Genomic DNA, 25,831 nt, shown 5'->3' on the forward strand with positions numbered 1-25,831 from the left:
GAACGTGTTCCAGTTTGAGACGAGGGGGTTCAAGTCCGGGATGAACCCGCTCAGGTCGGAGATGAACACCTTCAAGTTCGAGGGGAGCGGGTTCATGTTGAAGCTGAACCGGTTCATCTCGAACCTGAACCTGCTCCGCTTTTACCGCAGCCCGCCTCGGGCGCGGGTTTTCCGTAGCTGCGTTGCCGTGAACCGCGTGCGATGCTTGCGAGATGGACATCGCTCAGCTCCGTCAGACCCTCGAACACGATGCGCTCGCCCTCGTCTTCATGAACGTGCTGCTCCAGCAGATCGGCCTGCCCGTGCCGGCGGTGCCGACGCTGCTGGTGGCGGGCAGCCTGGCGGCCAGCCCGTGGGCGCTGGGCAAGGTGCTGGCGGCGGCCATCGTGGCCTCGGTGATCGCCGATGTGATCTGGTATGCGGCGGGGCGGCGCTTCGGCTACCGGGTGCTGGCCGGGCTGTGCCGGCTGTCGATCAACCCGGCTTCGTGCGTGAGCCAGACCGAGGCGCGCTTCGTGCGCTGGGGGCTGTCGTCGCTGGTGGTGGCGAAGTTCGTGCCGGGCTTTTCGACCGTGGCGCCGCCGATCGCGGGGGCGCTGCGCATGGCGCGCACGGGTTTCCTGCTGGCGGCGGCGGTGGGCGCGGGCTTGTGGGCCGGGCTGGCGTTGGGCGCCGGCTGGCTGATGAAGGACACGGTGCAGGCCGTGATCGACGGGCTGGAGGCGAATGCGGGCCGCGCGGTGGGCGTGGCGCTGGGGCTGCTTGCCGTCTGGCTGGGCTGGAAGCTGTGGCAGAAATACCGTTTCCGCCGCCTGCAGGTGCCGATGGTGACGCCCGCCGACCTGCTGGCGCAGATCGGTGACGGGGTGCGTCCGCTGATTCTCGACCTGCGCGGTGCCTCGATGGTGGCCGAGCTGGGCCCCATCCCCGGCGCGCGGGTGGCCGAGCACGACAGGCTGGCGGACGCGCTGGGGGATTGGCCGAAGGATGGGCTGGTCGTGACCCTGTGCGCCTGCCCCGAGGACGCCGGGGCGATCCAGGCGGCGCGGCACCTGCTGGGCGAAGGTTATCTCTCGGTGCGGGCGCTGGCCGGGGGCTACGAGGCCTGGCAGGCCGCGGGCGGGCTGGACTGGCCCGGGCGTTAGGCTGTCCAGGGCAGCGGCGGCGCGACGAGGCGCCGGTCTTCGCCGCCCTTCACCGGCCCGAAGCGGGCGTTGTCCGCGTCCCCGCCGCCCGCCCAATCCCGCTGGGCGCGGGCGATGGCGGCCTTGTCGTGGCCGACGAAGTTCCACCACATGATGACCGGCTCGCCGAAAGGCTCGCCGCCCACCAGCAGGATGCGGCTGCCGGCGGTGAGGTCGAGGGCGATCCGCTCGCGCCCCGGCGGCAGATAGGCGAACTCGTCGGTGGCGAAGTGCTGGCCGGCGATGTCCATGCCGCCTTCCAGCGGCAGCAGGCCGTATTCGAAGCTGGGGTCGAGGGGAAGCTCGAGCTGCGCGTCGCGGCTGGCGAGGAGGTCCATGCCCACCAGCGGGGTGTGGATGCGGGCGGGGGATGCGTGGCCCCCGAAGCGTCCGGCCAGCAGGGTGAGGGTGCAGCCGGCGTCCTGCCAGCGGGGCAGGTCCGGGTAGTGCTCGAAGGCCGGCGGGCAGTCGGCGAGCTGGGGCGGCAGGGCGATCCACAGCTGGGCGGCGTGGAGCCGGCGGGCGTCGGGGGCGCTGTCTTCGGTGTGGACGATGCCGCGGCCGGCGGTCATCAGGTTGACCTGACCGGGGCGAATCCACTGCGCGTGGCCCAGGCTGTCCCGGTGCAACACCTCGCCGTCGATCAGCCAGGTGAAGGTCTGCAGGCAGGTGTGGGGGTGGGCGCCCACGTGCATGCCGCTGCCGGGGGCGAAATCCACCGGCCCGGCGTGATCCAGAAAGCACCAGGCGCCCACCATGCGGCGCTGGCGGGTGGGCAGGGCGCGGCGGACGATCATGCCTTCGCCCAGGTCGGCGGCGCGGGGCTGGATGCGTTCGATGGGGCTCATGGGGCGGCGCCGGGTTCAGGCGAGGGTGGTGAGCACGCGCACCTCGCCGGTGAGCAGCTTGTGCATCGGGCAGGCGTTGGCGATCTTCAGCAGTTGGGCGCGCTGCTCGTCGGTGAGGTCGCCTTCGAGATGGACCTGCCGGACGATGTCGTTGCCGGCCGCGGGCTTGCCGGCGGGGTTGAGGGCCAGCTCGACGCGCACGCCGGTGAGGGGCATCTGCTTGCGGGTGGCCACCATGCGGATGGTGATCGCGGTGCACGCGCCGAGCCCGGCGAGGATCAGCCGGTCGGGGGCCGGGGCGGTGTTGCCGCCGCCGATGTCGGGTGGCTCGTCGGCCTGCCAGGTGTGGCCGAGGTCGTCGGTGAAGCTGACGAGGTAGGGGGTGTCGTGGAGGACGGCGGTGACGGCGGGCGTTCCGGACATGAGGGCTCCCTGGTGGTGGCTGCCCGCCGGCTGCGGGCCGTGTGAAATCCGACCGCCGCCGCCGGGCAGGGTTCAGTCGGCGTCCAGCAGCGGGCGGGTCTGCCAGTTGAAGCGGAGGGTGAGCATCCGCGCGACGAAGAACAGGGCGATGGTGGCCCAGCCGGCGGGTTCGGGGGCGATGCGCAGGGCGAGGGTGAGGGTGAGGAAGGCGATGCAGGCGAGGAGCGCCAGCAGCGCGAAGAACTGGCCGGGCTGGAGGATGGCGGGCACCTCGCGGACGATCATGTCCCGCAGCACGCCGCCGCCCACTGCGCTGATGGCGCCCACCAGCACCACGCCGGGCAGGGGAATGCCGGCCGCCAGGGCGAGCTGCAGGCCCACCACCGCGAAGGCCGGGGTGCCGATGGCGTCGATGGTGCCCACCAGCCTGTCCACCACCCGCCGGTGGGCGATGCTGCGCCGGAACACGCCGACCAGCAGGGTGGCGGTGAGGATCAGGGGCAGGTAGATAGGGTCGGTGAGTACGGGCGGGGTGCGCTGCAGGAAGACCCCGTCCCGCAGGATGCTGCCGCCCATGGAGGTGAGCAGCGCCAGTACGAACACCCCGACGATGTCGTGGCGCTTGCGCAGGGCCACCACCGCGCCCGACAAGGCCCAGGCGAAGGTGGCCAGGTAGTCGAAGTAGACCGGGATCTGGAAGGCGCTGGCGGGCATGGCGGGTGGGTCAGTCGGCAAACTTGAGCCGGTCGCGGCCGAGGCTCTTGGCCCGGTACATGGCGTCGTCGGCGCTCTTCATGAGGCTGACGTCGTCGCCGCCGTGTTCGGGGAAGATGCCGATGCCGATGGAGGCGGAGATCTGCAGCGTGTGGCCGTCGATGGCGAAGGGCTGGACGAGGGCCGCGCGGATGCGGTCGGCCACCGGTTCGGCGTCCGCCCGGTCGTCGATGTGGGGCAGCAGCACCACGAACTCGTCGCCGCCGATGCGGGCCAGGGTGTCGGATTCGCGCAGGCAGTCGCGCATCCGGGCGGCGGCGGCGATCAGCAGGCGGTCGCCGATGGCGTGGCCGAGGCTGTCGTTGACGCCCTTGAAGCGGTCGAGGTCGACGAACATCAGGCCGGCCTTGCTGCGGTCGCGGCGGGCACGGGCCAGGGCGGCGCGCAGCCGGTCGGAGAACAGGGCGCGGTTGGGGAGCTGGGTGAGCGGGTCGTGCTGGGCCATGTGGCGCATCCGCTCCTCGCTCTCGCGCAGTTCGCGGGTCATGGCCTGGGCGCGGGCGTGGGCCCGGCTGCGGGCGGTGACCAGCAGCCAGGTGAAGAGCCCCAGCAGCACGCTGCCGCAGATGCCGGCCACCGCGATGATGCGCTCGGAGCGGCGGCTGTGACGTTCGTCGAAGGCGGGGGTGGTGAAGATCCGCACCGTCCAGCTGTGCTGCGGAAAGCTGATGTGCTCGGTGGCGCTGAAGCGTGGCGGGGGCTGCGTGTCGGCGCCGGGGTGGGAGTCGAACAGGAGGTTGTCGGGGGTGGCGATGGCGCCGTCGTGGATGCGGATCGCCACGCCGGGAATGCCTTCGCCGTAGAGGCTGGCCATCAGGTCGCGCACCCGGAAGGCGCTGTGGACCCAGCCGCGCAGGGCGGCCTGACGGGCGGCGGTGCTGTCGAGGGGGTGCCGCCGGTCGTACACGGCCAGGAAGATGACCACCGCCGGGGGGCCGTCGGGCCGGTCGGTGAGCAGTCGGACCCGCGGGGTGACGGCGATGTCGCCGGAATCCCGGGCCTGCAGCATGGCGGTGCGTCGGGGCGGGCTGTCGAGGAGATCGGCGCCAAGGGCGGGGCGGTTGTCCGGGCTGTCGGGGGCGACGTACACGATCGGGGCCGGCTGGCCTTCGCCCTGCCAGCGGGTGAACAGGAAGGCTTGCAGGCCCGAGAAGCCGGGGCCCTGGGCGAGGGCATCCACGAAGACGCCGAAGTCGTCGCGGCTCACCTGCCCGGAGGCGTCGAACAGGCCGCGGGCCGCGCGCAGCATCTGCTCGTAGTTCACCAGGCGCTGCTCGATGCGGGTGCTGGCCAGACGTACGCTCACGTCGAAGTCGGCGCGCAGGCTGGCGTCGAGGTTCTGCCGTTCGTGCCACCACAGCCAGCCGCTCACCGTGAGGGTGAACAGCCCGACGGCGGTGGGCAGGAGCAGCTCCTTCAGGTGGCCGGGGAGTCTCAAAATCGGGTCATCTCCCGGGCGAGATCGGGTTTGAAGTATTTCTCGAAGATGCGCTCGACGGTGCCGTCCGCCCGCATCCGGTCGATCAGGGCGCGCCAGCGGGCCTGCTCGGCGGGGGGGATGGCGGCGCGGGAGACGATCAGCCCGTGGGGCACCGGCGGGTCGTCGAATTCGAGGATGGTCGTCTGCTGGCGCAGGTGGGTGCTCTCGACGGCGGGGTAGTCGAAGGGCTCGACGATCATGCCCTGGATCCGGTTGGCCAGCAGGGTTTCGTAGAGGGGGGCGAGGCCGGTGGCGTAGCTCACTCGCAGGCTGGCGTCCAGCTCGTCCACCAGCCGGTTGGCGCTGGGGCTGTAGCGGAAGCTGCGGATGGCGCCCAGGCGCAGGCCGGGGGCGCGCGGGAAGTCGGCGACCCGCTGGATGCCCGCGTCGCGCCGCACCAGCAGGTAATACTTGTTGGAGAAGTACCAGGCGAAGGCGGCGAAGCGTTCCCGCTGGGGGTTGGCGATGCCGGACAGGCTGAAGTCGAGGCCACCGGATTCGATGAGCTGCCAGATCCGCGCCCGGGGCATCGCCACGATGTTGAACCGGCAGCCGCTGCGGCGGACGAGTTCGTCGGCGATGTCCTTGTCGATGCCCTCGCCGGTCTGGCGCGAGTAGAGCAGACCGTGCTCGTGCAGGGCCAGGGTGTAGGTGCGGGAACAGTCGGGAGGGGCCGTTTCACTGGCCAGGGCGCCAGGGGCGCTTGCCACGGCCAGCGTCAGCAGCACGGGCAGGGCGAACGGGCGCAGCAGGCTCTCGGTTCTCACGGATCGCTCTCCGGGGGTGAGTTCTTGTTATTGCGTGACACTTTTTTTCGGATTCTAGGCGCGATTCGAGTTGTGCGTCCTGCCTTTGTCGCAGGTCGGCTGCGTGAATGGCCGGCGTGCTAAGTTCAGCGCTTTCCATGCACCGGGAGCGGGCATGTCTCCGAGTTTTCGCGCCGGGGCGCGGGTGGGGTTCCGGGCCTGTCTGCCGGTGTCGGTGGGGCTGGTGCCGTGGGCGCTGGTCACCGGGCTGGCGATGGTCGGCGCGGGGTTTTCCACCGTGCAGGCGATGGGCATGAGCCTGATCGTCTTCGGCGCCACCGCGCAGCTGGGCACCCTGCCGCTGATCGTTGCCGGCGCGCCCCTGGGGCTGATCGTGGCCACCGCGCTGGTGGTGAATCTGCGCTTCCTGATCTTCAGCGCGGCGCTGGCGCGGCCGCTGGCGGGTGGCCGTCCGGCCCTGCGCTGGTTGTGCGGCTATCTGCTTACCGACGGGGTGTTCGCCACCATGCTCGAGCGCCTGCGCACCGAGCCCGATCCGGCGTGGCGGCTGGGGGCCTATCTGGCGCCGTCGTTGTGGTGCGCGCTGGTGTGGCAGACGTCCACGCTGGTGGGCGTGCTGGCGGCGGGGTCGATCCCGCGCAACTGGTCGCTGGCGTTCATGGCGAGCATCGCGCTGCTGGTGCTCCTGGTGCCGATGGCGCGGATGCGTCCGATGCTGGTCTCGGCGGCCACCGGCGGCGTGCTCGCGGTGGTGCAGCGGGCCCTGCGCTATGCGCCAGCGGCCGCGCTGGCGGCCATCGTGGTGCCGGATGTGGTGCTGGTGGCGGGGGCGGTCGAGGTGTTCAACCCCAAGCTGGGGGCGGCGATTGCCGCGGTGTTGGCGGCGGGCGCCTCACGCAACCCGTGGCTGCCTTTTGTGGCGGGGATGGCGGCGTTGTGGGGGCTGCGCAGGGTGGCGGGCTGATTGAACTCGGTCGGTCTTGCGCCGACGGGTCCATCGCGCCAAGGTTTAGCGCAGATCGGCGGCGGTCAGGGGCCGTTGGCGGATACGGTTTATTGTTTCGGCAGTCCAATCCATGATTTATGCCCCCTGACAGAGATCGATCATCTTGATGGTGTGGCGGGCCTTGAGGCGCTCGCCGGTGGCATGCTTGAAGGCGATCTTGCAGCCGTCCGGCGAGACCGCCAGCCCACGATGGGTGTTGTCGAAGCTGGCGCGGTCGTTGCCGACCAGCCAGGCAGCCAGACGCACCACCTTCCCGTCACGGGCGAGATAGATACCGCTGGTCGCCTTGTTGGGGAACAGCGCCCCTTCCCAGACGAAATCGTTTGTCAAGACAATGCCGATTTTCGTCAAGGCGGCCAGCCGGGAGGAGAGTACAGCCGAAAAATCAGGGGGCAGGGATAAACGCTGAACCGTGCCATCAGGATGCAAAACTGGGAGTACCGCCTGAGGACTCTGGTTGACGAGTTGCCGCAATACGTAAACCCCCGCCCAATCCTCCCACCAGGCCCCCTGCATCTCCGGCCAGCGCATATCCAAAGGCTGGCGACTGCCGTCGGGGCGCACCCAGATCACGGGGTTGTCTTCCGGGTTCGATTTTTCCTTCAGGGTTCGTGCCAGAACGCCATCCTGGACTCGCAGTTGGTACGTCCAGTATTCCGGTGCGACAGCCCTTGAATCACCGTCATGTAGCTGACAGGTAAATTTGTCACGTTGTTTGGGTGGATCTCCAGGGCGATAGCCAGGCATTAGTGCTTCTTGCCCGTATTGTCCCTTTCTAAACCAGGATTCAGCTTGTCCTGTCTCTCGATTCGGGGTTTCCCAGTAATACGACACATACCCATGATAGGCACAATACAGTTTCCCCTCGCCCAGATCCTTGATCTCATCGGTTCGGGTGTTCCACACCACCACCCGGCCCGGAGCAAAATGGTCCTGGCGGTCGGCGTTGTAGAGTCGGGTCTGCAGTCGGGGCTCGCCGGGCTTCAGGGCGGAGAAGATGACCTTCTCGTTATCGATCCATTCGACCACCGTCGCCTCATCGACCTGAACCTCGACCCTGCTTTCCTTGACCGGAAAGGGGTAGTCGCGCTCGGGAAAGGGGCCGCTGAACTCGAAGGCCGCGGCGGGCTGCATCAGCCAAGCCTGGCTGAACAGACAGAGCAGGTATTGAGGCGTTTTCATGGTGAGTGCCGCTGAGGTATGGGTTTGCTCGTCCGGTCTGCGGTGAGTGTTGTCGACACGGACGCGGTCGTTGCCAGCGAGCCAGCGGCCAGCCAATCGCATCATCGGTTGGCTGAGCTTCCCGCCGCCCATTTGAAGAAGTCCTCCGGATCAAGTTGCCCGCTTGCATGCGTGCCCTTGTTGTGTCGCCCGGAGGGTGGGGTCAGGCTCTGTTTCGCTGCGCCCACGCGGCCATGGCGATGCCGGCGAGGATCATCGGCAGCGACAGCCACTGGCCCATCGACATGCCGAAGGTGAGCAGGCCGAGGAAGTCGTCGGGCTCGCGGCCGAATTCGGCGATGATGCGGAAGACGCCGTAGCCGATCAGGAAGGCCGCGGATACCATGCCGCGGGGCCGTGGCTTGGCAGAGAACCACCACAGCAGCGCGAACAGGGTGAGGCCCTCGAGGGCGAACTGATAGAGCTGCGACGGGTGGCGGGGCAGGCCATCGACCTGCGGGAAGATCATCGCCCAAGGCACATCGGTGACGCGGCCGACGAGTTCGCCGTTGATGAAGTTGCCCATCCGCCCTGCGGCCAGGCCCAGGGGCACCAGTGGGGCGATGAAGTCGGTGACGGCCAGCCACGAGCGGCCGGTGCGCCGCCCGAACAGCCACATGGCGACCAGCACGCCCAGGAAGCCGCCGTGGAAGGCCATGCCGCCTTGCCACACGGCGAGGATCTCGGCCGGGTGGGCCAGGTAGTAGGCCGGCTTGTAGAAGAGCACGTAGCCCAGCCGCCCGCCGAGGATCACCCCGAGCACGCCGTAGAACAGCAGGTCGTCGATCTGCTGGGCGCTCCAGCCCGTTTCGGGCTGGCGCCGGGCGTGGATGCGCCCGAGGACCACGAAGAGGATGAAGGCGAGCAGGTACATCAGGCCGTACCAGCGGACCGCGAGGGGGCCGACGGCGATGGCGATGGGGTCGAACTGGGGATGGACGAACATGGGCTGGACTGGCTGCGGGTGGAGTCGGGCAGTGAGAGCGCGAGGGCGGCGGCGGGGTTCCCGCCACCCGGCGGGCGCTTACTGGAATTGCTTGCGGAAGGCTTCGAACTCGCCGGTGAGCCAGTCGAGCTGCTGGCGCAGGCGGCGGACTTCTTCTTCGAGCTCGCCCACCCGGCTGCCGCGGGTTGCCGTGCCGGCGGCTTCGGTGTCGAAGGCGTGCTGGGGGATGGCGGCTTCGCCCGAGAGGAGGTGGGCGTAGCGGACTTCCTTGGTGCCCGGGGCCTTGGGCAGGGGCATGGCGAGCTGCTTGTCGCCCAGGCGTTCGAGCACGTCCTCGACTTCGGCGGGGCTGGCGAAGGCGTGCATGCGCTCGCAGCGGGCGCGGATCTCGCCGACCGTTTGCGGGCCGCGCAGCATCAGGATGGCGAGCACGGCCTGCATGGGTGGGGTGAGGGAGTGGCGCAGGCGGATCTGGTGTTCCCACTTGGCGACGCGGGCGCCGGCCTGGTGGCGCTGGCTGACGAGGCCGCGCTCGGCGAGGCGGTCGAGGGTGGCGAGGATGGTGGCTTCGGTGAGGCTCATCACCGGCTCGCGGCCGGTGAGCTGGTTGCATCCGGTGACCAGCGCATTGACCGACAGGGGGTAGGTGTCGGGGGTGACGAAGGCCTTTTCGATGAGCACGGCGAGGACGCGGACTTCGAAGTCGTCCAGGTTGAAGCCGGTGGAGGTGTCGGTGGTGGCGGTGTCGGTCATGGCGGGCTTCCGGGGGCGGGCGAGGGCGCCATCATAGCCGACCTGTCGGGTCGGCCCGATGACGGCACCGGTGGGGAGGTCAGGTGGCGCCGTGGCACTTCTTGTACTTGCGGCCGCTGCCGCAGGGGCAGGGGTCGTTGCGGCCGACCTTGGCTTCCTCGCGGCGTACCGGTTCGCGGATGGCGCCCAGGGGAATCGGGCGCAGGGCCACCGGCGGGAGGTGGAAGAGGTCCGGCCAGTCGGCGATCTCGGCGGCCACGTCGTCGATCAGCCCGTGGCCCACGCGGCGCAGGGCGGCGATGCGCTCGGCGGCGGGGCGGTGGATGTCGGCCTCGATGTCGGCCGGGTCGGCGAAGGTCTCGTCCACCAGCCCGGCGGCGAACCATTCGTGAATGGCCGGCAGGTAGTCGGTGGCGCCCAGGTCGGCCAGGTGGGTGACGACCAGGTCGAGGAGCTGGATGTCGGCGCCGGCATCCTGGTTGCCGCGCAGGGCTTCGGCCTGGCGGGCGCCGAAATCGGCGAGGAAATCGGCCACCGGCACGGCCGGCGCGCGGTGCTCGACGGCGGCGAGGGTGAGCGCTTCGAGGGCGGCGGCGCGGGCCCAGGCGCTGGCGTCGGCGTCGTCGGCCAGCGCGGTGAGCGGGGCGATCTCGCCGTCGCAGGTGGAGGCCAGCGCGCGGCCGTAGCTGGCGTGGCCGAGCTGGCCGAACACGGCGTCGATGGCGGCTTCGTCCAGGTGGCCGAGTTCGGCCAGTGGGGCGTAGGCGCGGCTGTCGCGCCAGCGGGCGAGGAGCAGCATCGCGTAAAGATGCAGCACGTAGCCGTCGGCCTGGGCGGCGGCGGGATCGGCGGCGATGCGCTGGAGTTCGGCCACCAGCTGCGGGGCGAGTTCGTCCCGGTGGGCGTCGGCTTCGGCGAGGGCGGCCAGCGGCAGGCTGCCGGCGAAGGTTTCGAGCTGCGGGCGGAGGGCGGACCAGATGTCGGACATGGCGGGCTTTCAGGGCTTGGCCAGGAGCTTGGCGAGGTAGCGGCCGGTGTGGCTGGCGGGGTTGGCGGCGAGGGCTTCGGGCGTGCCGGTGCCGACTACCGTGCCGCCGCCGTTGCCGCCTTCGGGGCCCATGTCGATGAGCCAGTCGGCGGTCTTGATGACGTCGAGGTTGTGCTCGATGACCACCACGGTGTTGCCGTGGTCGCGCAGGCGGTGGAGGACGGTGAGGAGCATCTCGATGTCGGCGAAGTGCAGGCCGGTGGTGGGCTCGTCGAGGATGTAGAGGGTACGGCCGGTGTCGCGTTTGGAGAGTTCCAGCGCCAGCTTGACCCGCTGGGCCTCGCCGCCGGAGAGGGTGGTGGCGCTCTGGCCGAGGCGGATGTAGCCGAGCCCGACCTGCATCAGGGTGTCGAGCTTGCGGGCAACCACCGGTACGGCGCTGAAGAACGCCAGCGCCTGCTCGACGGTCATCTCGAGCACCTCGTAGATGGTCTTGCCCTTGTAGCGGATCTCGAGCGTTTCGCGGTTGTAGCGCTTGCCGTGGCAGACGTCGCAGGGCACGTAGATGTCGGGCAGGAAGTGCATCTCGACCTTGATGAGGCCGTCGCCCTGGCAGGCTTCGCAGCGGCCGCCCTTGACGTTGAAGCTGAAGCGCCCCGGGCCGTAGCCGCGGGCCTTGGCTTCGGGCACGCCGGAGAACAGGTCGCGGATCGGGGTGAGCAGGCCGGTGTAGGTGGCCGGGTTGGAGCGGGGCGTGCGGCCGATGGGGCTCTGGTCGACGTTGATGATCTTGTCGAAGTGGTCGAGCCCCTCGATGCCCGCGCAGGGCGCGGCTTCGATGTTGCTGCCGTTGAGGTGGCGGGCCACGTGGGCGTAGAGGGTGTCGTTGATGAGGGTGCTCTTGCCCGAGCCGGAGACGCCGGTGACGCAGGTGAATAGCCCCACCGGGATGTCGACGGCGACCGACTTGAGGTTGTTGCCGGTGGCGCCTTCGATGCGCAGCACGCGCTCGGGGTCGGCCGGGTGGCGGCTGGCCGGCACGGCGATGGCGCGGGTGCCGGAAAGATAGGCGCCGGTGAGGGAATCCGGGTGGGCGGCCACGTCTTCGGGCTTGCCCTCGGCGATCACCTGGCCGCCGTGCTCGCCGGCGCCGGGGCCCATGTCCACCACGTAGTCGGCCATCCGGATGGCGTCCTCGTCGTGCTCGACGACGATCACGGTGTTGCCCATGTCGCGCAGGCGGCGCAGGGTTTCGAGGAGGCGGTCGTTGTCGCGCTGGTGCAGGCCGATGGAGGGCTCGTCGAGCACGTACATCACGCCGGTGAGGCCGGAGCCGATCTGGCTGGCGAGGCGGATGCGCTGGGCTTCGCCGCCGGAGAGGGTGTCGGCGGAGCGGTCCAGCGAGAGGTAATCGAGCCCCACGTTGATGAGAAACTGCAGCCGGCTGGAGATCTCGCTGACGATCTTGTCGGCCACCTGGGCGCGCTGGCCGGTCATGGCGAGCCCGTCGAAGAAGGCCTTGCACTGGGCCAGCGGCAGGCGGCTGACTTCGGCGAGGTTGCGCTCGCCGATCAGCACGAAGCGCGCCTCGGTGCGCAGGCGGGTGCCGTGGCAGCTGGGGCAGGGGCAGTTGGCGCGATACTTGGCGAGTTCCTCGCGCACGGCGATTGAATCGGTTTCCCGGTAGCGGCGTTCGAGGTTGGGGATGATGCCTTCGAAGGGGTGTTCCTTGAGCACCGCCTTGCCGCCGTCGGCGAGATAGCGGAAGGCGATCTTGTCGCGCCCGGAGCCGTGCAGCACCACGTGGCGGATCTGCGCCGGCAGGGCCTCGAAGGGCGTGTCGATGTCGAAGCTGTAGTGGTCGGCGAGGCTGGCGAGGAGCTGGAAGTAGAACTGGTTGCGGCGGTCCCAGCCGCGGATGGCGCCGGAGGCGAGCGATAGATCCGGGTGGATCACCACCCGGTCCGGGTCGAAGAACTCCACCTGCCCGAGGCCGTCGCACTTGGGGCAGGCGCCCATCGGGTTGTTGAAGGAGAACAGCCGCGGTTCGAGTTCGGCCAGCGCGAAGCTGCACACCGGGCAGGCGAACTTGGCGGAGAAAAGGTGCTCCTTGCCGCTGTCCATCTCCACGGCGATGGCGCGGCCTTCGGCGTGGGTGAGGGCGGTCTCGAAGGATTCGGCGATGCGCCCGCGCTGGTCCTGGCGCACCTTGAGGCGGTCCACCACCACCTCCACGTTGTGGCGGCGGTTCTTGTCGAGGGCCGGCATGGCGTCGATCTCGTGCACCACGCCGTCCACGCGCACCCGCACGAAGCCCTGGGCGCGCAGCTCGGAGAACAGGTCGGCCTGCTCGCCCTTGCGGCCGGAGATCACCGGCGCGACGATCATCAGCTTGGTCTCCTCCGGCAGGGCCAGCACCGCGTCGACCATCTGGGAGACGCTCTGGGCCTCCAGTGCGTGCTCGGGGTGGTCCGGGCAGTGGGGCGTGCCGGCGCGGGCGTAGAGCAGGCGCAGGTAGTCGTGGATCTCGGTGACGGTGCCCACCGTGGAGCGCGGGTTGTGGCTGGTGGCTTTCTGCTCGATGGAGATCGCCGGCGACAGGCCCTCGATCAGATCGACATCGGGCTTTTCCATCAGCTGGAGGAACTGCCGGGCGTAGGCCGACAGGGATTCCACATAACGCCGCTGACCCTCGGCGTAGAGGGTGTCGAAGGCCAGCGAACTCTTGCCCGACCCGGACAGGCCGGTGATCACCGTGAGCCGGTTGCGCGGAATGTCGAGGGCGATGTTCTTGAGGTTGTGGGTGCGGGCACCGCGGATTCGGATGGCGTCCATGGAGCGTTCGGGGTTTGGGCAACCTGTTAATATACGCCTCTTGCCCCTCCCCACGCAGCACGTTTCATGGCTTCCTCCGACAACGACAAGATGAGCCCGGCCGAACGCCGCGCCGGCCTTTCGCTGGCCGCGATCTTCGCGCTACGCATGCTCGGGCTGTTCCTGATCCTGCCGGTGTTCGCGGTCCACGCCCACGGCATGCCCGGCGGCGACAACACCGCGCTGGTCGGCATGGCCATCGGGGCCTACGGCCTCACCCAGGCCTTCCTGCAGATTCCCTTCGGCGCCGCCTCCGACCGCTTCGGCCGCAAGCCGGTGATCGTCGTCGGCCTGCTGCTGTTCGTGATCGGCAGCGTCGTGGCCGCCATGGCCCAGGACGTCCAGACGGTGGTCGTGGGCCGCGTGCTGCAGGGCGCCGGCGCCATCTCCGCCGCCGTCACCGCGCTGGCGGCCGACCTCACCCGCGACCAGCACCGCACCAAGGTGATGGCGATGATCGGCTCGTCGATCGGGCTGGTGTTTGCGGTGTCGATGGTGGCCGCGCCGCTGCTCTACGCGCTGATCGGCATGAGCGGGCTGTTCTGGCTCACCGCCGCGCTGGCCGTGGCGGCAATCTTCACCATCCTCTTCATCGTGCCCGCCGCGCCGCCAGTGCCGCGGGCCGTGGGGCGCTTCGGCGAGGTGCTCGCCAACGGCCAGCTGATGCGCCTCAACTTCGGCGTGTTCGCCCTGCACCTGATGCAGACCGCCATGTGGGTGCTGGTGCCGGCCGGGCTGGTGGCCGCCGGGCTGCCCATCGCCGAGCACTGGAAGGTCTATCTGCCCGCCGTGCTGCTGTCCTTCGTGGTGATGGTGCCGGCGATCATCGTGGCCGAGAAGCGCGGCAAGATGAAACAGGTCTTCAACGCTGCGATCGGCCTGCTGCTGCTGGTCCAGATCGGGCTGTACGTGGAAGGCAGCGCCGGGCTGTGGCCGCTGGCGATCCTGCTCACGCTGTTCTTCGTGGCGTTCAACGTGCTGGAGGCCACCCAGCCGTCGTGGATTTCCAAGATCGCCCCGGCCCACGCCAAGGGCACGGCGCTGGGGGTGTACAACACGCTGCAGTCGGCCGGGCTGTTCCTGGGCGGCGCCCTGGGCGGCTGGCTGGCCCAGCATGTGGGCCCCGGCGCGGTGTCGCTGCTGGGCTGCGGGCTGGCCGTGGCGTGGCTGATCCTCGCCAGCGGCATGGCCCCGCCGCCGGCCCGGCGCGCCGCCGCGGCCTGACCGCCCCAACCGAATTTTTCAGGAGAGACATATGGCTTCGGTCAACAAGGTGATTCTTATCGGCAACCTGGGCAAGGATCCCGAAACCCGCTACGCCCCGAGCGGCGACGCGATCTGCAACATCACGCTGGCTACCACCGACAACTGGCGTGACAAGGCCACCGGCGAGAAGCGCGAGGCCACCGAATGGCACCGCGTGGTGTTCTTCGGCAAGCTCGCCGAGATCGCCGGCCAGTACCTGCGCAAGGGCAGCCAGGTGTATGTGGAAGGCTCGCTGCGCACCCGCAAGTGGCAGGACAAGGACGGCCAGGATCGCTACACCACCGAGATCCGCGCCGACGAGATGAAGATGCTCGGTAGCCGTCAGGGCATGGGCGGCGGCGACGCGCCGTCGCGCAGCGAGGGGAACTATGGCGGTGGCAGCAACCGTGATGCCGGCGGCTACGGTGGCAGCAGTGGCGGTGGCGGTGGCGGTGGCGGTTATGGTGGCGGGGCACCTGCGCCGAGTGCGCCGCCGGCACCGAAGAAGCCGGCCGGCGGTGGCGGATTCGGCGATTTCGACGACGATATCCCGTTCTGAACGAACATCCGGCCCCCGGCTTTTCTTAAACAGCGTGGCATGATCTGCCACGCTGTTTTACTTTGTCACATTCCGGCCCGTCTTGCCGCGGCCAGCGATCATGCGGTTCTTGCCGACCTCCCCGGCCAAGCTGCTACACTTTAGTTATAGATGAACCGTTGCCGCTCACCGGTGTCGCGCGCGGGGGGCAATAGGTTTTATTGTTTTTTCTAGCGAACAGTTGTGGTTGAAAATACGGTTTTGTTTGCTAGCCTTGTCTAATGCGGGTTGGTTGTTTGGTGTTATTGCCGATTTTGATGAAGACGCGTGTTTGTTTACACTCTTCGGGTCGAAGCGGATGTCTGCCAGAATCCGGGCCCCGGGCCTGGCCTTGTCAGGCATCCGGAATGACAGAACCATCACCATCCCTTGAATCGTTTGTTCTTTTTTTTCGACTGACCCATGGCCGTCACACCCGAAACGCCTGAAAAGGAATACTGCAGCACTTCCGAGGCCGCCCAGCGTCTGGGGTTGTCTTTGGGCACCGTCCAGCAGATGGTCGAGAACGGCCAGCTGGAGGGCTGGAAGACCGCCGGCGGGCACCGGCGAATCCGCGTCAGCTCGATCGAGGAGTTCCGTGCCCGCTCGATGGCCGGCAACTCCGTCAATCAGCCTCGCCCCGCAGCAAACAGCCTGCAGGTGCTGGTGGCCGAGGACGACCGCATCCTCCAGAAGCTCTACGAGCACACCTTGTCGTCATGGGGGCTGCCGCTGCAGATCCGCCTTGTATCCAGCGGGATCGACGGTCTGCTGGAGATCGGCCGGGTGCCGCCCGATCTGCTCATCACCGACCTGCGCATGCCCGGTATCGACGGGTTCGAGATGATCCGTCGCCTGCGCGCCGATCCGCAACTCCAGGAACTCGACATCGTGGTGGTCAGCGGCCTCACCGAAGACGAGATCCTCGAGAACGGCGGCTTGCCTCCGGATGTCATCTTCTATTGCAAGCCGGTGCCCTTTCGTGAGCTGAAGGGCTATGTCCAGGCCAAGATCATGGCGATGCAGCGTCGCGGTCGAGCGGCCTGAGCGGTTCCGCATCAACGAAAGGCCGGCTCATGCCGGCCTTTTTCTTTGGGCGCCCGTCATGCGGAGACTGCCGCCCAGGGTGCCTGTTTCGTCGGCTCGGCGGTCATGGCGCCGAATAATCTCGACACACTATGTGACATTTTTCCGATTCGCCTGCCTGCGGCGAGCAATAACGCACGGGTAGATATTCGTCTTTTTCATAAAATTTCGTTAAATCGTAAGTCACCGTGGATAAATTCTCTCTACGCATATCGAGGTGAATGTGAAATTTGTCGACGCTTTGCGATATTGCGTAAATTTGCAGAGGCATTGTTGTTTTTTGTAAATATGAAATTTCGTGCGCGGTAGCGAACCGCTGTCCGGATCGATGTTCCAGTTGGCCGACCCCCTTTCAGGCAGGTGATACATGTTGAGCACAGCACAGATGCAATGGTCCATGCCAGACAGCCTGCGCCCCGTTCCTGCGGGGGATGAAAGATGGGCGGCGAGCGATCCGGTCACCGAGGCAGCCATCACCGGCGCGGCGCTGGTTCGGCACCTGGACGATTTCCGTTTCGCCAGCCTGCGGGCCTTGCGTCAGATCCATCGGGCGCTGGGGGCGGAGCGGGTCGCCATCGGCTTCATCGACGCGGAGGGCATGAGCGTCCGCGAGGCGCTGGCCTGGTCTGGCGGCTTCGGGCGGTGCGGCGATTCGGAGCGGGTGGTGTCGTGCGAGGCCTTTGCGGCCAAGATGGGCGCTTGGATGGCGTCGCGCAGCGGTGCGCTGGAGGTGGAGATCGACGGTTTTGACCCGGCGTGGCACGAGTTGGGCTGCGACCGCCTGCTGCTGGTGCGCGGGGAGCGCTTCGTCAAGGGCCTTGGGCAGGCGGTGTTGCTGGCACAGTTACGTGCGCCGGCGCCGCTTGCGGGGGGCGCCGACCACGCCCTGGCGATGTTGCTGGACGAGTACGCCTGCCGCCGTCAGTCGGTCAGGGCGTAGGCGCGGGGGCGTCGGCCAGCCGGCGCCAGTGGTCGGGTTCGGGTCGGGCGAGGCAGTCGGCGAGGTGTTGTCGGGCCGCGGCCAGATGCTGGCCTGCCCGGGCGCTCAAGGGGGCGCCCAGTTCGAAGGATTCGCCCCGCACGCACAGCACGAAGGCCGGCGGCGGGGGTGTCCGCCGGATGTCCTGGAAGACCTGGAGCACGGCCTGCGGGTCGAGGGCGTGGCTGCTCACCGCGCGCCCGGCGCGGGGCTGGATCTCCGAGAAGCTGAAGGGGGCCGGGGTGCCGGTGCCCGCATCGATGAAGAGCGCCAGCGTGGCGTTGTCGAGGTCGAGGGCGTGCTCTATCTGTAGCTGAAAATCGTCCACCAGCCGCACGCCGGGCGGCGCGGTGCGTTCCAGTTCGGCCATGAGCTGCGGGCCTATCGCATCGTCGCCGCGCGAAGGGTTGCCCACCGAGAAGATCACGACGTCCATGGCGGGCCCCAGGGGGGGCTGGAGGCGCGATCCACCGGTGTGCCGTCCGTATCGAGCAGCTCGACCGTCAGCGGCATCTTGCCCAGGGCGTGGGTGGCGCACGACAGGCAGGGGTCGAAGGCGCGGATGGCGACCTCGATGTGGTTCAGCAGCCCTTCGGTGAGCTGGCGGCCGTCCAGATAACGGCGGGCCACCTGGCGCACGGCTTCGTTCATCGCCTGGTTGTTGTGGGTGGTGGAGACGATGAGGTTGCAGTAGCTCACCAGATCGTCGTCGCCCACCCGGTAGTGGTGGATCAGCGTGCCGCGAGGGGCCTCGATGATGCCGACGCCTTCGCGGCCGCGGGGGCCTTCGGCCATGCGTTCGCCGGTGAGGATGTCGGGGTCGTCGAGCAGATCGCGAATCACTTCGGCGGCGTGGAGCATCTCGATCATGCGCGCCCAGTGGTAGGCCAGAGGGGCGTGGATGGGTTCGCCCTCGCCGTGGTCGATGAAGGCCTGGCGTTCGGCTTCGGCCAGCGGGCTGGGGATGAAGTCGCAGTTCTGCACCCGGGCCAGCGGGCCGACCTTGTACCAGCCCCTGGCGGGGCCGAGGGCCTCGACGTAGGGGAACTTCATGTAGCTCCAGGGCTTCACCTCTTCGCGCAGATGCACGTCGTAGTCGGCGCAGGGCACGCCGTCCTTCACGATGAGGCCGCGGGCGTCGCGCAGGCGCAGCACGCCGTCGTAGAGGTCGAGGGCGCCGTCGGCCCGCACCAGACTGAGCAGGTGGCTGCGGAACAGCCCGAACTCGTCGTAGAGCGAGCCGTTGGTTTCGTGGAGCCGGCGGGCAAGGTGCACCGCGTCGCGGCTCCAGGCGATGATCTGGTCGGCGTCGGCGCGCAGCAGATCGCGGTCTTCGCGGCTCACCAGCCGGTTCACCCCGCCGGGGATCGCGCCGGTGCCATGCACCCGCTTGCCGGCGGTGATGCGGATCACCTCCTGGCCGAACTTGCGCAGCAGCACGCCCTGGCGCGCCACCTCGGGATACGCGGCCGCCACGCCGACGATGTTGCGCTGCTGCACCGGCGATTCAAACCCGAACAACAGGTCCGGCGACGACAGGTGGAAGAAGTGCAGGGCGTGGGATTGCAGGATCTGGCCGTAATGCATCAGGCGGCGGATCTTGTCGGCGCTGGCGGTGACCCGCGCCGCGCCCACCACCGGGTCGAGCGCCTTGGCGGCGGCCAGGTGATGGCTCACCGGGCAGATGCCGCACAGGCGCTGGACCATCACCGGGACTTCCCAGTACGGCCGGCCCTGGATGAATTTCTCGAAGCCGCGAAATTCCACGATGTGCAGCCGCGCTTCCTTCACGTGGCCGGCGTCGTCCAGCAGCAGGGTGACCTTGCCGTGGCCCTCGACGCGCGACACGGGATCGATGGCAACCCGGCGGAGGTTTTCGCGGTTGGCGGCGGTTTCCAGTTCGAAGCTCATGGGGGGCTCCTTCGGAGCAGTGAGGAGTGAGGGGTGAGGAGTGAGGAGGCCTTCTTTGAGCCTGGTGCGCTGGCGATCGTCAGCGCAAAGCGCTCGGGCGCGGCCTCCTCACTCCTTACTCATGTCTCCTCACTGCCCCTCAGTCGTAATGCAGCAACCCGCCCGTCAGCCGCGGGGTGCGGCCGGCGATCAGGTCGGTGAGAAACTTCCAGATCGCCGGGCCCGAGGGCGGGCAGCCGGGGATGAAGTAGTCGATGCGCACCACCTCGTGGATCGGTCGCACCTTGTCCAGCGGTAGCGGCAGCTCCGGGTCGTTGGGGATCTGGCCGTTCTCGACGCCGGGGCGGAACTGATAGACCTCGCGCAGGCACTCGGACAGCGACAGGTGGTTGCGCTGGGCCGGCAGGCCGCCGGTGACGGCGCAGGCGCCCAGGGCGATCAGCGTCTTGCAGTTGCGGCGGAACTCGCGCAGCACGTGCACGTTCTCGGCGTTGCACACGCCGCCTTCGATCAGGCCGATGTCGCAGGGGCCCACGTCCTTGATGTCGGTGAGGGGCGAGCGGTCGAATTCGATGAGATCCACCAGCTCGAACAGGTGCTCGTCGATGTCGAGGAAGGACATGTGACAGCCGAAGCAGCCGGCGAGCGAGGTGGTGGCGACGCGCAGCTTGCGGGGCGAGGTCATGGCGCCTCCTTCAGCGTCTCGGCGCTGATCTGCGTGCCGTCGAAGCGGCGTTCGCCGATGGGGACCGCAAAGCCGGTGCGCTTGGGAAGGATCACGCCTACCGGGCAGATGTTTGCGGCGCGGTCGTCCTTGCTGAAATCGGTGTCGGCCAGGCGGCCGGATTCGGCATTGACCACCAGGTGCTTGTCGATGCCGCGGCCGGTGAGGGCGAACACCGACTTGCCGTCCATGTCGCGGCTGGCGCGCACGCACAGCTCGCAGAAGATGCAGCGGTTGAAATCCAGCAGCACGTCCGGGTGCGAGGCGTCCACCGGGCGGTCCGGGAAGAAGTGTCGGAAGCGCGGGGTGAGCATCTCGTACTCGTAGCCCAGGGCCTGCAGCTCGCAGTTGCCGCTCTTCTCGCAGGACGGGCAGAAGTGGTTGCCTTCGACGAACAGCATCTGCAGGATGCCGCGGCGCTCGCCGTTCATCTCGGGGGTGTTGCTCTCCACCTCGGCGCCATCCTTGGCGGGCGTGGCGCAGGCGGAGACGTGCCGGCCGGCGCTCTTCACCACGCACAGCTTGCAGCTGCCGTGGGGCGGAAAATCCTTGTGCCAGCACAGGCTGGGGATGTAGTGGCCGGCGGTGCGGGCGGCTTCGAGGATGGTCTGGCCGTCGTCAAACGGCACGGGCTGGCCGTCGAGGAGAAACTGTTTCATTGCGCATCCTCCTCATGGGTTTTGAGGTGGGCGCCGGGGTCGTCCCGGGCGGTGAGCTGGCGGGCTTCGGCCAGCGCGGCGTCGAGATCGAAGGCCGGCTCGAAATCCAGCGACACCAGCCGCCGTTCGTAGGCCGGGCGGAACTTCTGCAGGGTGTCGATCACCGGGTTCGGTGCCGCGCTGCCGAGGCCGCAGTGGCTGGCGTTCTTGAGCAGGCGGTCCAGCCATTCGATGTCGTTGAGGTCGGCCCGGGCGCCGTGGCCATCGGCCAGCTTGTCCATGAAGCCCTTGAGCAGCGAGGTGCCCACGCGGCACGGGGTGCAGAAGCCGCAGCTCTCGTGGGCGAAGAAGTGCACGAAGGCGCGGGCCACGTCGAAGAGATCGCGGGTGCCGTCGAAGATCATGAAGGCGCCGGCGGTGGGTACGTCTTCGTAGGCGATGTGGCGGTGGAACTCGTAGCTGGCGAGGCAGATGCCCGCCGCACCGCCCACCTGCACGGCCTGGGTGTCGCTGGCACCGCAGTCTTCGAGGATGCGGGCGATGGGCACGCCGAAGGGGTATTCGTAGATGCCGGGCGCGGCGCAGTCGCCGGAGATGGACAGCAGCTTGGTGCCGGTGGATTGGGCGGTGCCGGTGTCGGCGAAGGCTTCGCCGCCGTAGAGGGCGATGAGGCAGGTCTTGGCGTGGGTCTCGACGTTGTTCACCGCCGTCGGCCGGCCCAGGTAGCCCCTGGTGACCGGGAAGGGCGGGCGGATGCGGGGTGTGCCGCGCTTGCCTTCGAGGGATTCGATGAGCGCGGATTCTTCGCCGCACACGTAGGCGCCGGCGCCCAGGTGGATCTGGATGTCGAAGTCGAAGCCCGGCGTGCCGAGGATGGCGGTGCCGAGCAGCCCGGCCTCGCGCCGGCGGGCGAGCACGGCTTCGAGCTGCGGGCGCAGGTAGCGGTACTCGCCGCGCAGGTACAGAAAGCCTTCGCGGGCGCCGATGGCCCAGGCAGCGAGGCTCATGCCCTCGAAGACGAGATCGGCGTAGCTGTTGAGGAGCACGCGATCCTTGAAGGTGCCGGGCTCGCCTTCGTCGGCGTTGCACACGATGACCTTGTCGGCGCCCGGCGCGTTGCGGGCGCTCTCCCACTTCACCGCGGTCGCAAACCCGGCGCCGCCCCGTCCGCGCAGGCGCGAGGCGCGCATCTCGTCAAGCCAGCCGTCGCGGCCGCGGGCGATGGCGGCGCGCAGGGCGTCGCCCGGCGGCATCGGCAGGCCCAGCAGGGTGTCCTTGCGGCGGATGTTGTCGTCCACCCGGAAGTATTCGGCCGGCCACAGATCGAGCGGGCGCTGCTGGCGGATCAGTTCGGCGATCTCGTTGATGCGCCGGTGACTCAGTTGCCCGATGGCGAGCCCATTGACCAGCATCGCCGGGCCCTGGTCGCCCAGGCCGGTGCAGGAGGTGGTGGCCACGCTCACCAGACCGTCTTCCGACAGCTTGCCGGGCTCGACCCACAGCTTGCGGCACAGGGCGTCGAGCAGGCCGTCGTTGCCAAGCATGCGGTCGGTGATGTTGTCGGAGAACAGCACCCGGTAGCGCCCCACCGGCCGGGTGTACAGGAAGCTGTAGAAGCCGGCGACGCCTTCGACCCGGGCGCGGGGGATGCCGAGGGCGGCGGCGATGTGGGTGAGGGTGGGGGCCGGCAGCCAGCCGTCGATGTCCTGGGCGTCGATGAGGATCTGCAGCAGGCGGGTGGGGTTGTGCTGGTGTCGCTGCAGTACGCCGTCAAGCTCGACCGGCGCGGCGAGGGGGGAGGTGGGCACGGACGTCTCCTGCGGGAGTCACGTCACGAGTATGCGCCGGGGGCGAGCGGCGTGTTTGAGCCAGATCAGAAGTTGCTGCAGGATCAGGTGTTTACGCTGCGCCGCAGCAATCGGAGCTGGGGGAAGACGCGAGGGCTTGCGGCGGCCACCAGGAGGGTGACGAGGCCGCCGCCGACCACCGCAGCCACCGGCCCGGCCAGCGCCGCGAGGAGGCCGGATTCCAGCGCGCCCAGCTCGTTGGACGAGCTGATGAAGACCCGATTCACGGCGCCCACCCGGCCGCGCAGGGCGTCCGGCGTGGCCTGCTGGATCACCGTCTGGCGGATCACCACGCTGATGCTGTCGAGCCCGCCCAGGAGCGCCAGCGCCGCCAGTGACAGGGGGAAGGACGTGGACAGCCCGAAGACGATGGTCATCAGCCCGAAGCCGCCCACTGCGCCGAGGAACAGCCGGGCGTCCAGCGCCACCCCGAAGCGGGCGATCAGCAGCCCGGCGGTGGCGGCGCCCACGGCGGGCGCGGTGCTGAGGATGCCCAGCCCGGCGGGGCCGACCTGCAGGATGTCCTTGGCGTAGATCGGGAGCAGCGCTACCGCGCCGCCAAACAGCACGGCCACCAGGTCGACGCTCATCACCGCCAGCAGCAGGCGGGTGCGCCAGACGTGGGTGAAGCCGGCCAGCACTTCGGCCAGCCGTCCGGCGCCGCCGGTGGCGGGCTGGCCCCGGGAGCGCTGGCGGATCGCCAGCGTGGCGGCGAGGGCGACGAGGGTGAGCGCGCAGTTGGCGGCGTGGATCGGCAGGGCCGAATGGAAGGCGGCGAGCACCATGCCGGCCACCGCCGGGGCGGCCATCGATGCGACCTGGTGCAGCGACGACGCCAGCGCGATGCCGGGCGCGAGCTGGCCCGGAGGGACCAGCGCGGGCATCAGCGCGTCCCGCGCGGGGCGGTTGAGGATCTGGGCGCAGCCGGAGACGACGAGCGCGGCGTAGGTCCAGCCCACGCCCAACTGCAGCCCGGCGGCCAGCGCCAGCAGCAGGGTGGCGCCGGCGGTGAGGACGAGGCTGGCGACGATCACCCGGCGCCGCTCGAAGCGGTCGGCCACATGCCCGGCGGGCAGGAAGAAGATCAGGATCGGCAGGAACTGGGCGACGCCGACGAGGCCCAGGGCCATCGGCGAGCCGGTCTGCTCATACACCGACCAGCCCACCGCCACGCCCTGCCCGAAGTGGACGACGGCGCCGATGACGCTGATGAGCAGGTAGAGCTTGAAATCACGGGGCAGGCCCGGGCGTGGATTGGGACTCACCGCGTCAGGCCACCGCGCGGGCGATGCGGGCGAGGCCTTCTTCCAGCCGACTCGGCGGGCAGCCGAAGTTGAGCCGCACGAAGCCCGGCAGGCCGAAGTCCTTGCCGTCGGAGAGGCCGACGCCGTGGGCCTCGAAGTGCGCCGCGGCGTTGGGGATGCCGCGGGCCTGGAGGAAATCCCGGCAGTCGATCCAGGCGAGGTAGGTGGCCTCGACCGGTGTGGTGGAAAGGCCCGGCAGGGCATTGATTGCTTCGACCACCCGCGCGGCGTTGGCCCGCAGGGTGTCGATGAGGGCCTCGCGCCAGGGGCCGGCGTGCCGGTAGGCGGCCTCGGTGGCGGTGAGACCGAGCACGTTCACGTGGGGCACGATGCCGGCCATGGCGCGCTTGTAGCGGGCGCGGAGCGCGGCGTCGGGGATGATCGCGAAGGCGCAGTAGAGGGCAGGGATGTTCCAGGTCTTGGAGGGTGCCATCAGGGTGACGGTGCGCCGGGCGACGGCCTCGTCCAGCGCGGCGATGGGGAGGTGGGGCGTGGCCGGGTCGAGCACCAGGCCGCAGTGGATCTCGTCGGAGCAGACGACGAGGTCGTGGCGTTCGGCCAGCTGAGCGATGCGGGTCAGCTCATCCCGGCTGAACGCGCGGCCCACCGGGTTGTGCGGGTTGCACAGCATGAAGAGGCGCACGCCGTCGGCCACGGCCGCTTCGGTGCGGGACCAGTCCCACTCCCAGCGGCGGCCGTGCTGTACCAGCGGGGTGGTGACGAGGCGGCGATCCGAGTGGGCCGGGGCGTGGAGGAAGGGCGGGTACACCGGCGTGGCGGTGAAGATGCCGTCGCCGGGCTGGCCCACCGCGCGGGCGGCGACGTTGAAGCCGGTGACGACGCCCGGCAGCCACACCAGCCAGTCGGGCTCGATGCGCCAGCCGTGGTCGCGGGCGATGCCTTCGACGACGGCCTCGAGCACCGAGGGCCACGGGTCGGCGTAGCCGAACACGCCGTGGTCGAGGCGGGTGCGCAGGGCGTCGAGCACCGGGGGCGGGGCGGCGAAATCCATGTCGGCGACCCACATGGGGATCACGTCCCGGCCGGCGTAGCGGCGCCACTTGATGCTGTCGGAGCCGGCACGGTCGGGGCCGGAGGAGAAGTCGAAGGTGCTCACGCGGGGTTCTGCCGGAGGACGAAAGGGGGCCAGTGTAAACGGCCCGCGGGGGCGGACGCGAACGCCAGCCCCCGCGGGTGGATGCGCGACGCGCTCAGACTTCCAGGTGCTGGAACAGCACGGTGGAGAGGTAGCGCTCGCCGAAGGACGGGATGATGACCACGATCAGCTTGCCGGCGTTCTCGGGGCGCTCGGCTACCTGCAGGGCGGCCCACACGGCGGCGCCGGAAGAGATGCCCACCAGCAGGCCCTCTTCCTTCGCCAGGCGGCGGGCGGTGTCGAGGGCGTCGTCGTTGGGCGCCTGCACGATCTCGTCGTACACCTGGGTGTTGAGGATGCCCGGCACGAAGCCGGCGCCGATGCCCTGGATCGGGTGCGGGCCGCGCGCGCCACCCGACAGCACCGGGCTGGCGGCGGGCTCGACAGCCACCACCTTGACGCCCGGCTTCTTCGCCTTGAGGGCCTCGCCCACGCCGGTGACGGTGCCGCCGGTGCCCACGCCGGCCACGAAGATGTCCACCTGACCGTCGGTGTCGGCCCAGATCTCCTCGGCGGTGGTGGCCCGGTGGATGGCCGGGTTGGCGGGGTTCTCGAACTGCTGCGGGATGAGGTAGCGGCTGTCGGCGGCGGCGAGTTCTTCGGCCTTCTTGACCGCGCCGGGCATGCCTTCGGGGCCGGGGGTGAGGATCAGCTCGGCGCCGTAGGCCTTGAGCAGCAGCTTGCGTTCGCGGCTCATGGTTTCGGGCATCACGAAGGCGCACTTGTAGCCGCGGGCGGCGCACACCATGGCGAGGCCGATCCCGGTGTTGCCGGAGGTGGGTTCGAGGATGACCGTGTCCGGCCCGATCTGGCCGGCGGCTTCGGCGGCGTCGAGCATGGCCACGGCGATGCGGTCCTTCACGCTATGGGCCGGGTTGAAGAACTCCAGCTTGAGGGCGACGGTGGCGCCGCTGGCGGGGGCCAGACGGTTGAGTTTGACCAGCGGGGTCTTGCCGACCAGCTCGGCGACGTTGTTGGCGATGCGCATGGTGGTTCTCCTTCCCGGAATGGCGTTCAATCACTAATTAATTCTAGAACTAATTGATCTAGGTCAATAGCTGAAATTGGAATAAGCAAAG

General features: G+C 69.0%; 23 protein-coding genes and 2 pseudogenes. 6 read left to right on the forward strand and 19 right to left on the reverse strand.

Going from position 1 to position 25,831, the window contains the following annotated elements:
- Positions 1 to 212 precede the first annotated feature (212 nt).
- Positions 213 to 1,145: a VTT domain-containing protein gene (locus ACE3N6_RS05140; RefSeq protein WP_374244111.1), complete on the forward strand. Its 933-nt coding sequence runs from the start codon at positions 213 to 215 to the stop codon at positions 1,143 to 1,145.
- On the opposite strand, the gene ACE3N6_RS05145 is transcribed toward ACE3N6_RS05140, so the two are convergent.
- The 5 genes from ACE3N6_RS05145 to ACE3N6_RS05165 form a co-directional block, all read right to left on the reverse strand.
- Positions 1,142 to 2,032 carry a pirin family protein gene (locus ACE3N6_RS05145; protein ID WP_374244112.1) on the reverse strand — a complete coding sequence of 297 codons (891 nt, stop codon included), beginning with the start codon at positions 2,030 to 2,032 and terminating at the stop codon, positions 1,142 to 1,144. The two genes, ACE3N6_RS05140 and ACE3N6_RS05145, sit on opposite strands and share 4 nt — an antisense overlap.
- A gap of 15 nt (positions 2,033 to 2,047) precedes the next feature.
- Positions 2,048 to 2,455 (reverse strand): OsmC family protein, encoded by a 408-nt coding sequence (locus ACE3N6_RS05150; protein ID WP_374244113.1) that lies wholly within the window; start codon positions 2,453 to 2,455, stop codon positions 2,048 to 2,050.
- Positions 2,456 to 2,527: 72 nt separating this feature from the next.
- Positions 2,528 to 3,169: a trimeric intracellular cation channel family protein gene (locus tag ACE3N6_RS05155; protein WP_374244114.1), complete on the reverse strand. Its 642-nt coding sequence runs from the start codon at positions 3,167 to 3,169 to the stop codon at positions 2,528 to 2,530.
- Between the two features lie 10 nt (positions 3,170 to 3,179).
- On the reverse strand, positions 3,180 to 4,667 hold the full coding sequence (locus ACE3N6_RS05160) for a diguanylate cyclase domain-containing protein (protein ID WP_374244115.1): 1,488 nt from the start codon (positions 4,665 to 4,667) through the stop codon (positions 3,180 to 3,182).
- A complete protein-coding gene (locus ACE3N6_RS05165) occupies positions 4,664 to 5,476 on the reverse strand; it encodes a substrate-binding periplasmic protein (protein WP_374244116.1) in 813 nt (270 codons plus the stop codon). The genes ACE3N6_RS05160 and ACE3N6_RS05165 overlap by 4 nt, the downstream gene beginning before the upstream one ends.
- Before the next feature lie 154 nt (positions 5,477 to 5,630).
- On the opposite strand from ACE3N6_RS05165, the gene ACE3N6_RS05170 reads away from it, so the two are divergent.
- A complete protein-coding gene (locus ACE3N6_RS05170) occupies positions 5,631 to 6,440 on the forward strand; it encodes an AzlC family ABC transporter permease (RefSeq protein ID WP_374244117.1) in 810 nt (269 codons plus the stop codon).
- A gap of 117 nt (positions 6,441 to 6,557) precedes the next feature.
- Here ACE3N6_RS05170 and ACE3N6_RS05175 read toward each other — a convergent pair whose 3' ends face one another.
- The 6 genes and pseudogenes from ACE3N6_RS05175 to uvrA all read right to left on the reverse strand — a co-directional run bounded on the left by ACE3N6_RS05175 (position 6,558) and on the right by uvrA (position 13,225).
- Positions 6,558 to 7,664: a hypothetical protein gene (locus tag ACE3N6_RS05175; RefSeq protein WP_374244118.1), complete on the reverse strand. Its 1,107-nt coding sequence runs from the start codon at positions 7,662 to 7,664 to the stop codon at positions 6,558 to 6,560.
- Between the two features lie 202 nt (positions 7,665 to 7,866).
- Positions 7,867 to 8,649 (reverse strand): prolipoprotein diacylglyceryl transferase, encoded by a 783-nt coding sequence (lgt, locus tag ACE3N6_RS05180; protein WP_374244119.1) that lies wholly within the window; start codon positions 8,647 to 8,649, stop codon positions 7,867 to 7,869.
- A gap of 78 nt (positions 8,650 to 8,727) precedes the next feature.
- Positions 8,728 to 9,402 (reverse strand): YceH family protein, encoded by a 675-nt coding sequence (locus ACE3N6_RS05185; protein ID WP_374244120.1) that lies wholly within the window; start codon positions 9,400 to 9,402, stop codon positions 8,728 to 8,730.
- A 79-nt stretch (positions 9,403 to 9,481) separates the two neighbouring features.
- Positions 9,482 to 9,586: pseudogene (locus tag ACE3N6_RS05190) on the reverse strand (SEC-C metal-binding domain-containing protein); the annotation flags it as partial.
- A 57-nt stretch (positions 9,587 to 9,643) separates the two neighbouring features.
- Positions 9,644 to 10,390 (reverse strand): annotated as a pseudogene (locus ACE3N6_RS05195) (DUF1186 domain-containing protein); the annotation flags it as partial.
- A gap of 9 nt (positions 10,391 to 10,399) precedes the next feature.
- Entirely contained in the window at positions 10,400 to 13,225 is a 2,826-nt protein-coding gene (gene uvrA, locus ACE3N6_RS05200; protein WP_374244121.1) for an excinuclease ABC subunit UvrA, read from the reverse strand.
- A gap of 90 nt (positions 13,226 to 13,315) precedes the next feature.
- Between uvrA and ACE3N6_RS05205 the strand changes: the two genes are divergently transcribed.
- From ACE3N6_RS05205 to ACE3N6_RS05220, 4 genes are all read left to right on the forward strand, one after another.
- A complete protein-coding gene (locus tag ACE3N6_RS05205; protein WP_374244155.1) occupies positions 13,316 to 14,488 on the forward strand; it encodes an MFS transporter in 1,173 nt (390 codons plus the stop codon).
- Positions 14,489 to 14,519: 31 nt separating this feature from the next.
- Positions 14,520 to 15,068 carry a single-stranded DNA-binding protein gene (gene ssb, locus ACE3N6_RS05210; RefSeq protein ID WP_374244122.1) on the forward strand — a complete coding sequence of 183 codons (549 nt, stop codon included), beginning with the start codon at positions 14,520 to 14,522 and terminating at the stop codon, positions 15,066 to 15,068.
- Between the two features lie 441 nt (positions 15,069 to 15,509).
- Positions 15,510 to 16,133 carry a response regulator gene (locus ACE3N6_RS05215; protein ID WP_374244123.1) on the forward strand — a complete coding sequence of 208 codons (624 nt, stop codon included), beginning with the start codon at positions 15,510 to 15,512 and terminating at the stop codon, positions 16,131 to 16,133.
- A 436-nt stretch (positions 16,134 to 16,569) separates the two neighbouring features.
- Positions 16,570 to 17,112 (forward strand): hypothetical protein, encoded by a 543-nt coding sequence (locus tag ACE3N6_RS05220; protein ID WP_374244124.1) that lies wholly within the window; start codon positions 16,570 to 16,572, stop codon positions 17,110 to 17,112.
- Here ACE3N6_RS05220 and ACE3N6_RS05225 read toward each other — a convergent pair.
- The 8 genes from ACE3N6_RS05225 to cysK all read right to left on the reverse strand — a co-directional run bounded on the left by ACE3N6_RS05225 (position 17,102) and on the right by cysK (position 25,740).
- Positions 17,102 to 17,587: a hydrogenase maturation protease gene (locus ACE3N6_RS05225; protein ID WP_374244125.1), complete on the reverse strand. Its 486-nt coding sequence runs from the start codon at positions 17,585 to 17,587 to the stop codon at positions 17,102 to 17,104. The two genes, ACE3N6_RS05220 and ACE3N6_RS05225, sit on opposite strands and share 11 nt — an antisense overlap.
- Positions 17,575 to 19,062 (reverse strand): Ni/Fe hydrogenase subunit alpha, encoded by a 1,488-nt coding sequence (locus ACE3N6_RS05230; RefSeq protein WP_374244126.1) that lies wholly within the window; start codon positions 19,060 to 19,062, stop codon positions 17,575 to 17,577. Before ACE3N6_RS05230 ends, ACE3N6_RS05225 begins: the two co-directional genes overlap by 13 nt.
- 139 nt (positions 19,063 to 19,201) lie before the next feature.
- Positions 19,202 to 19,747 (reverse strand): NADP oxidoreductase, encoded by a 546-nt coding sequence (locus ACE3N6_RS05235; protein ID WP_374244127.1) that lies wholly within the window; start codon positions 19,745 to 19,747, stop codon positions 19,202 to 19,204.
- Positions 19,744 to 20,445, reverse strand: coding sequence for a 2Fe-2S iron-sulfur cluster-binding protein (locus tag ACE3N6_RS05240; RefSeq protein ID WP_374244128.1), 702 nt, complete (start codon positions 20,443 to 20,445; stop codon positions 19,744 to 19,746). The genes ACE3N6_RS05235 and ACE3N6_RS05240 overlap by 4 nt, the downstream gene beginning before the upstream one ends.
- A complete protein-coding gene (locus ACE3N6_RS05245) occupies positions 20,442 to 22,253 on the reverse strand; it encodes an NAD(P)H-dependent oxidoreductase subunit E (RefSeq protein WP_374244129.1) in 1,812 nt (603 codons plus the stop codon). Before ACE3N6_RS05245 ends, ACE3N6_RS05240 begins: the two co-directional genes overlap by 4 nt.
- An 83-nt stretch (positions 22,254 to 22,336) precedes the next feature.
- Complete coding sequence (locus tag ACE3N6_RS05250; protein ID WP_374244130.1) at positions 22,337 to 23,557, reverse strand: MFS transporter; 1,221 nt, start codon at positions 23,555 to 23,557, stop codon at positions 22,337 to 22,339.
- Between the two features lie 4 nt (positions 23,558 to 23,561).
- Positions 23,562 to 24,713 carry a MalY/PatB family protein gene (locus tag ACE3N6_RS05255; protein ID WP_374244131.1) on the reverse strand — a complete coding sequence of 384 codons (1,152 nt, stop codon included), beginning with the start codon at positions 24,711 to 24,713 and terminating at the stop codon, positions 23,562 to 23,564.
- Positions 24,714 to 24,807: 94 nt separating this feature from the next.
- On the reverse strand, positions 24,808 to 25,740 hold the full coding sequence (cysK, locus tag ACE3N6_RS05260; protein ID WP_374244132.1) for a cysteine synthase A: 933 nt from the start codon (positions 25,738 to 25,740) through the stop codon (positions 24,808 to 24,810).
- Between the last annotated feature and the right edge of the window lie 91 nt (positions 25,741 to 25,831).

This window comes from Zoogloea sp., from assembly GCF_041904905.1.
Lineage (GTDB): Bacteria > Pseudomonadota > Gammaproteobacteria > Burkholderiales > Rhodocyclaceae > Zoogloea.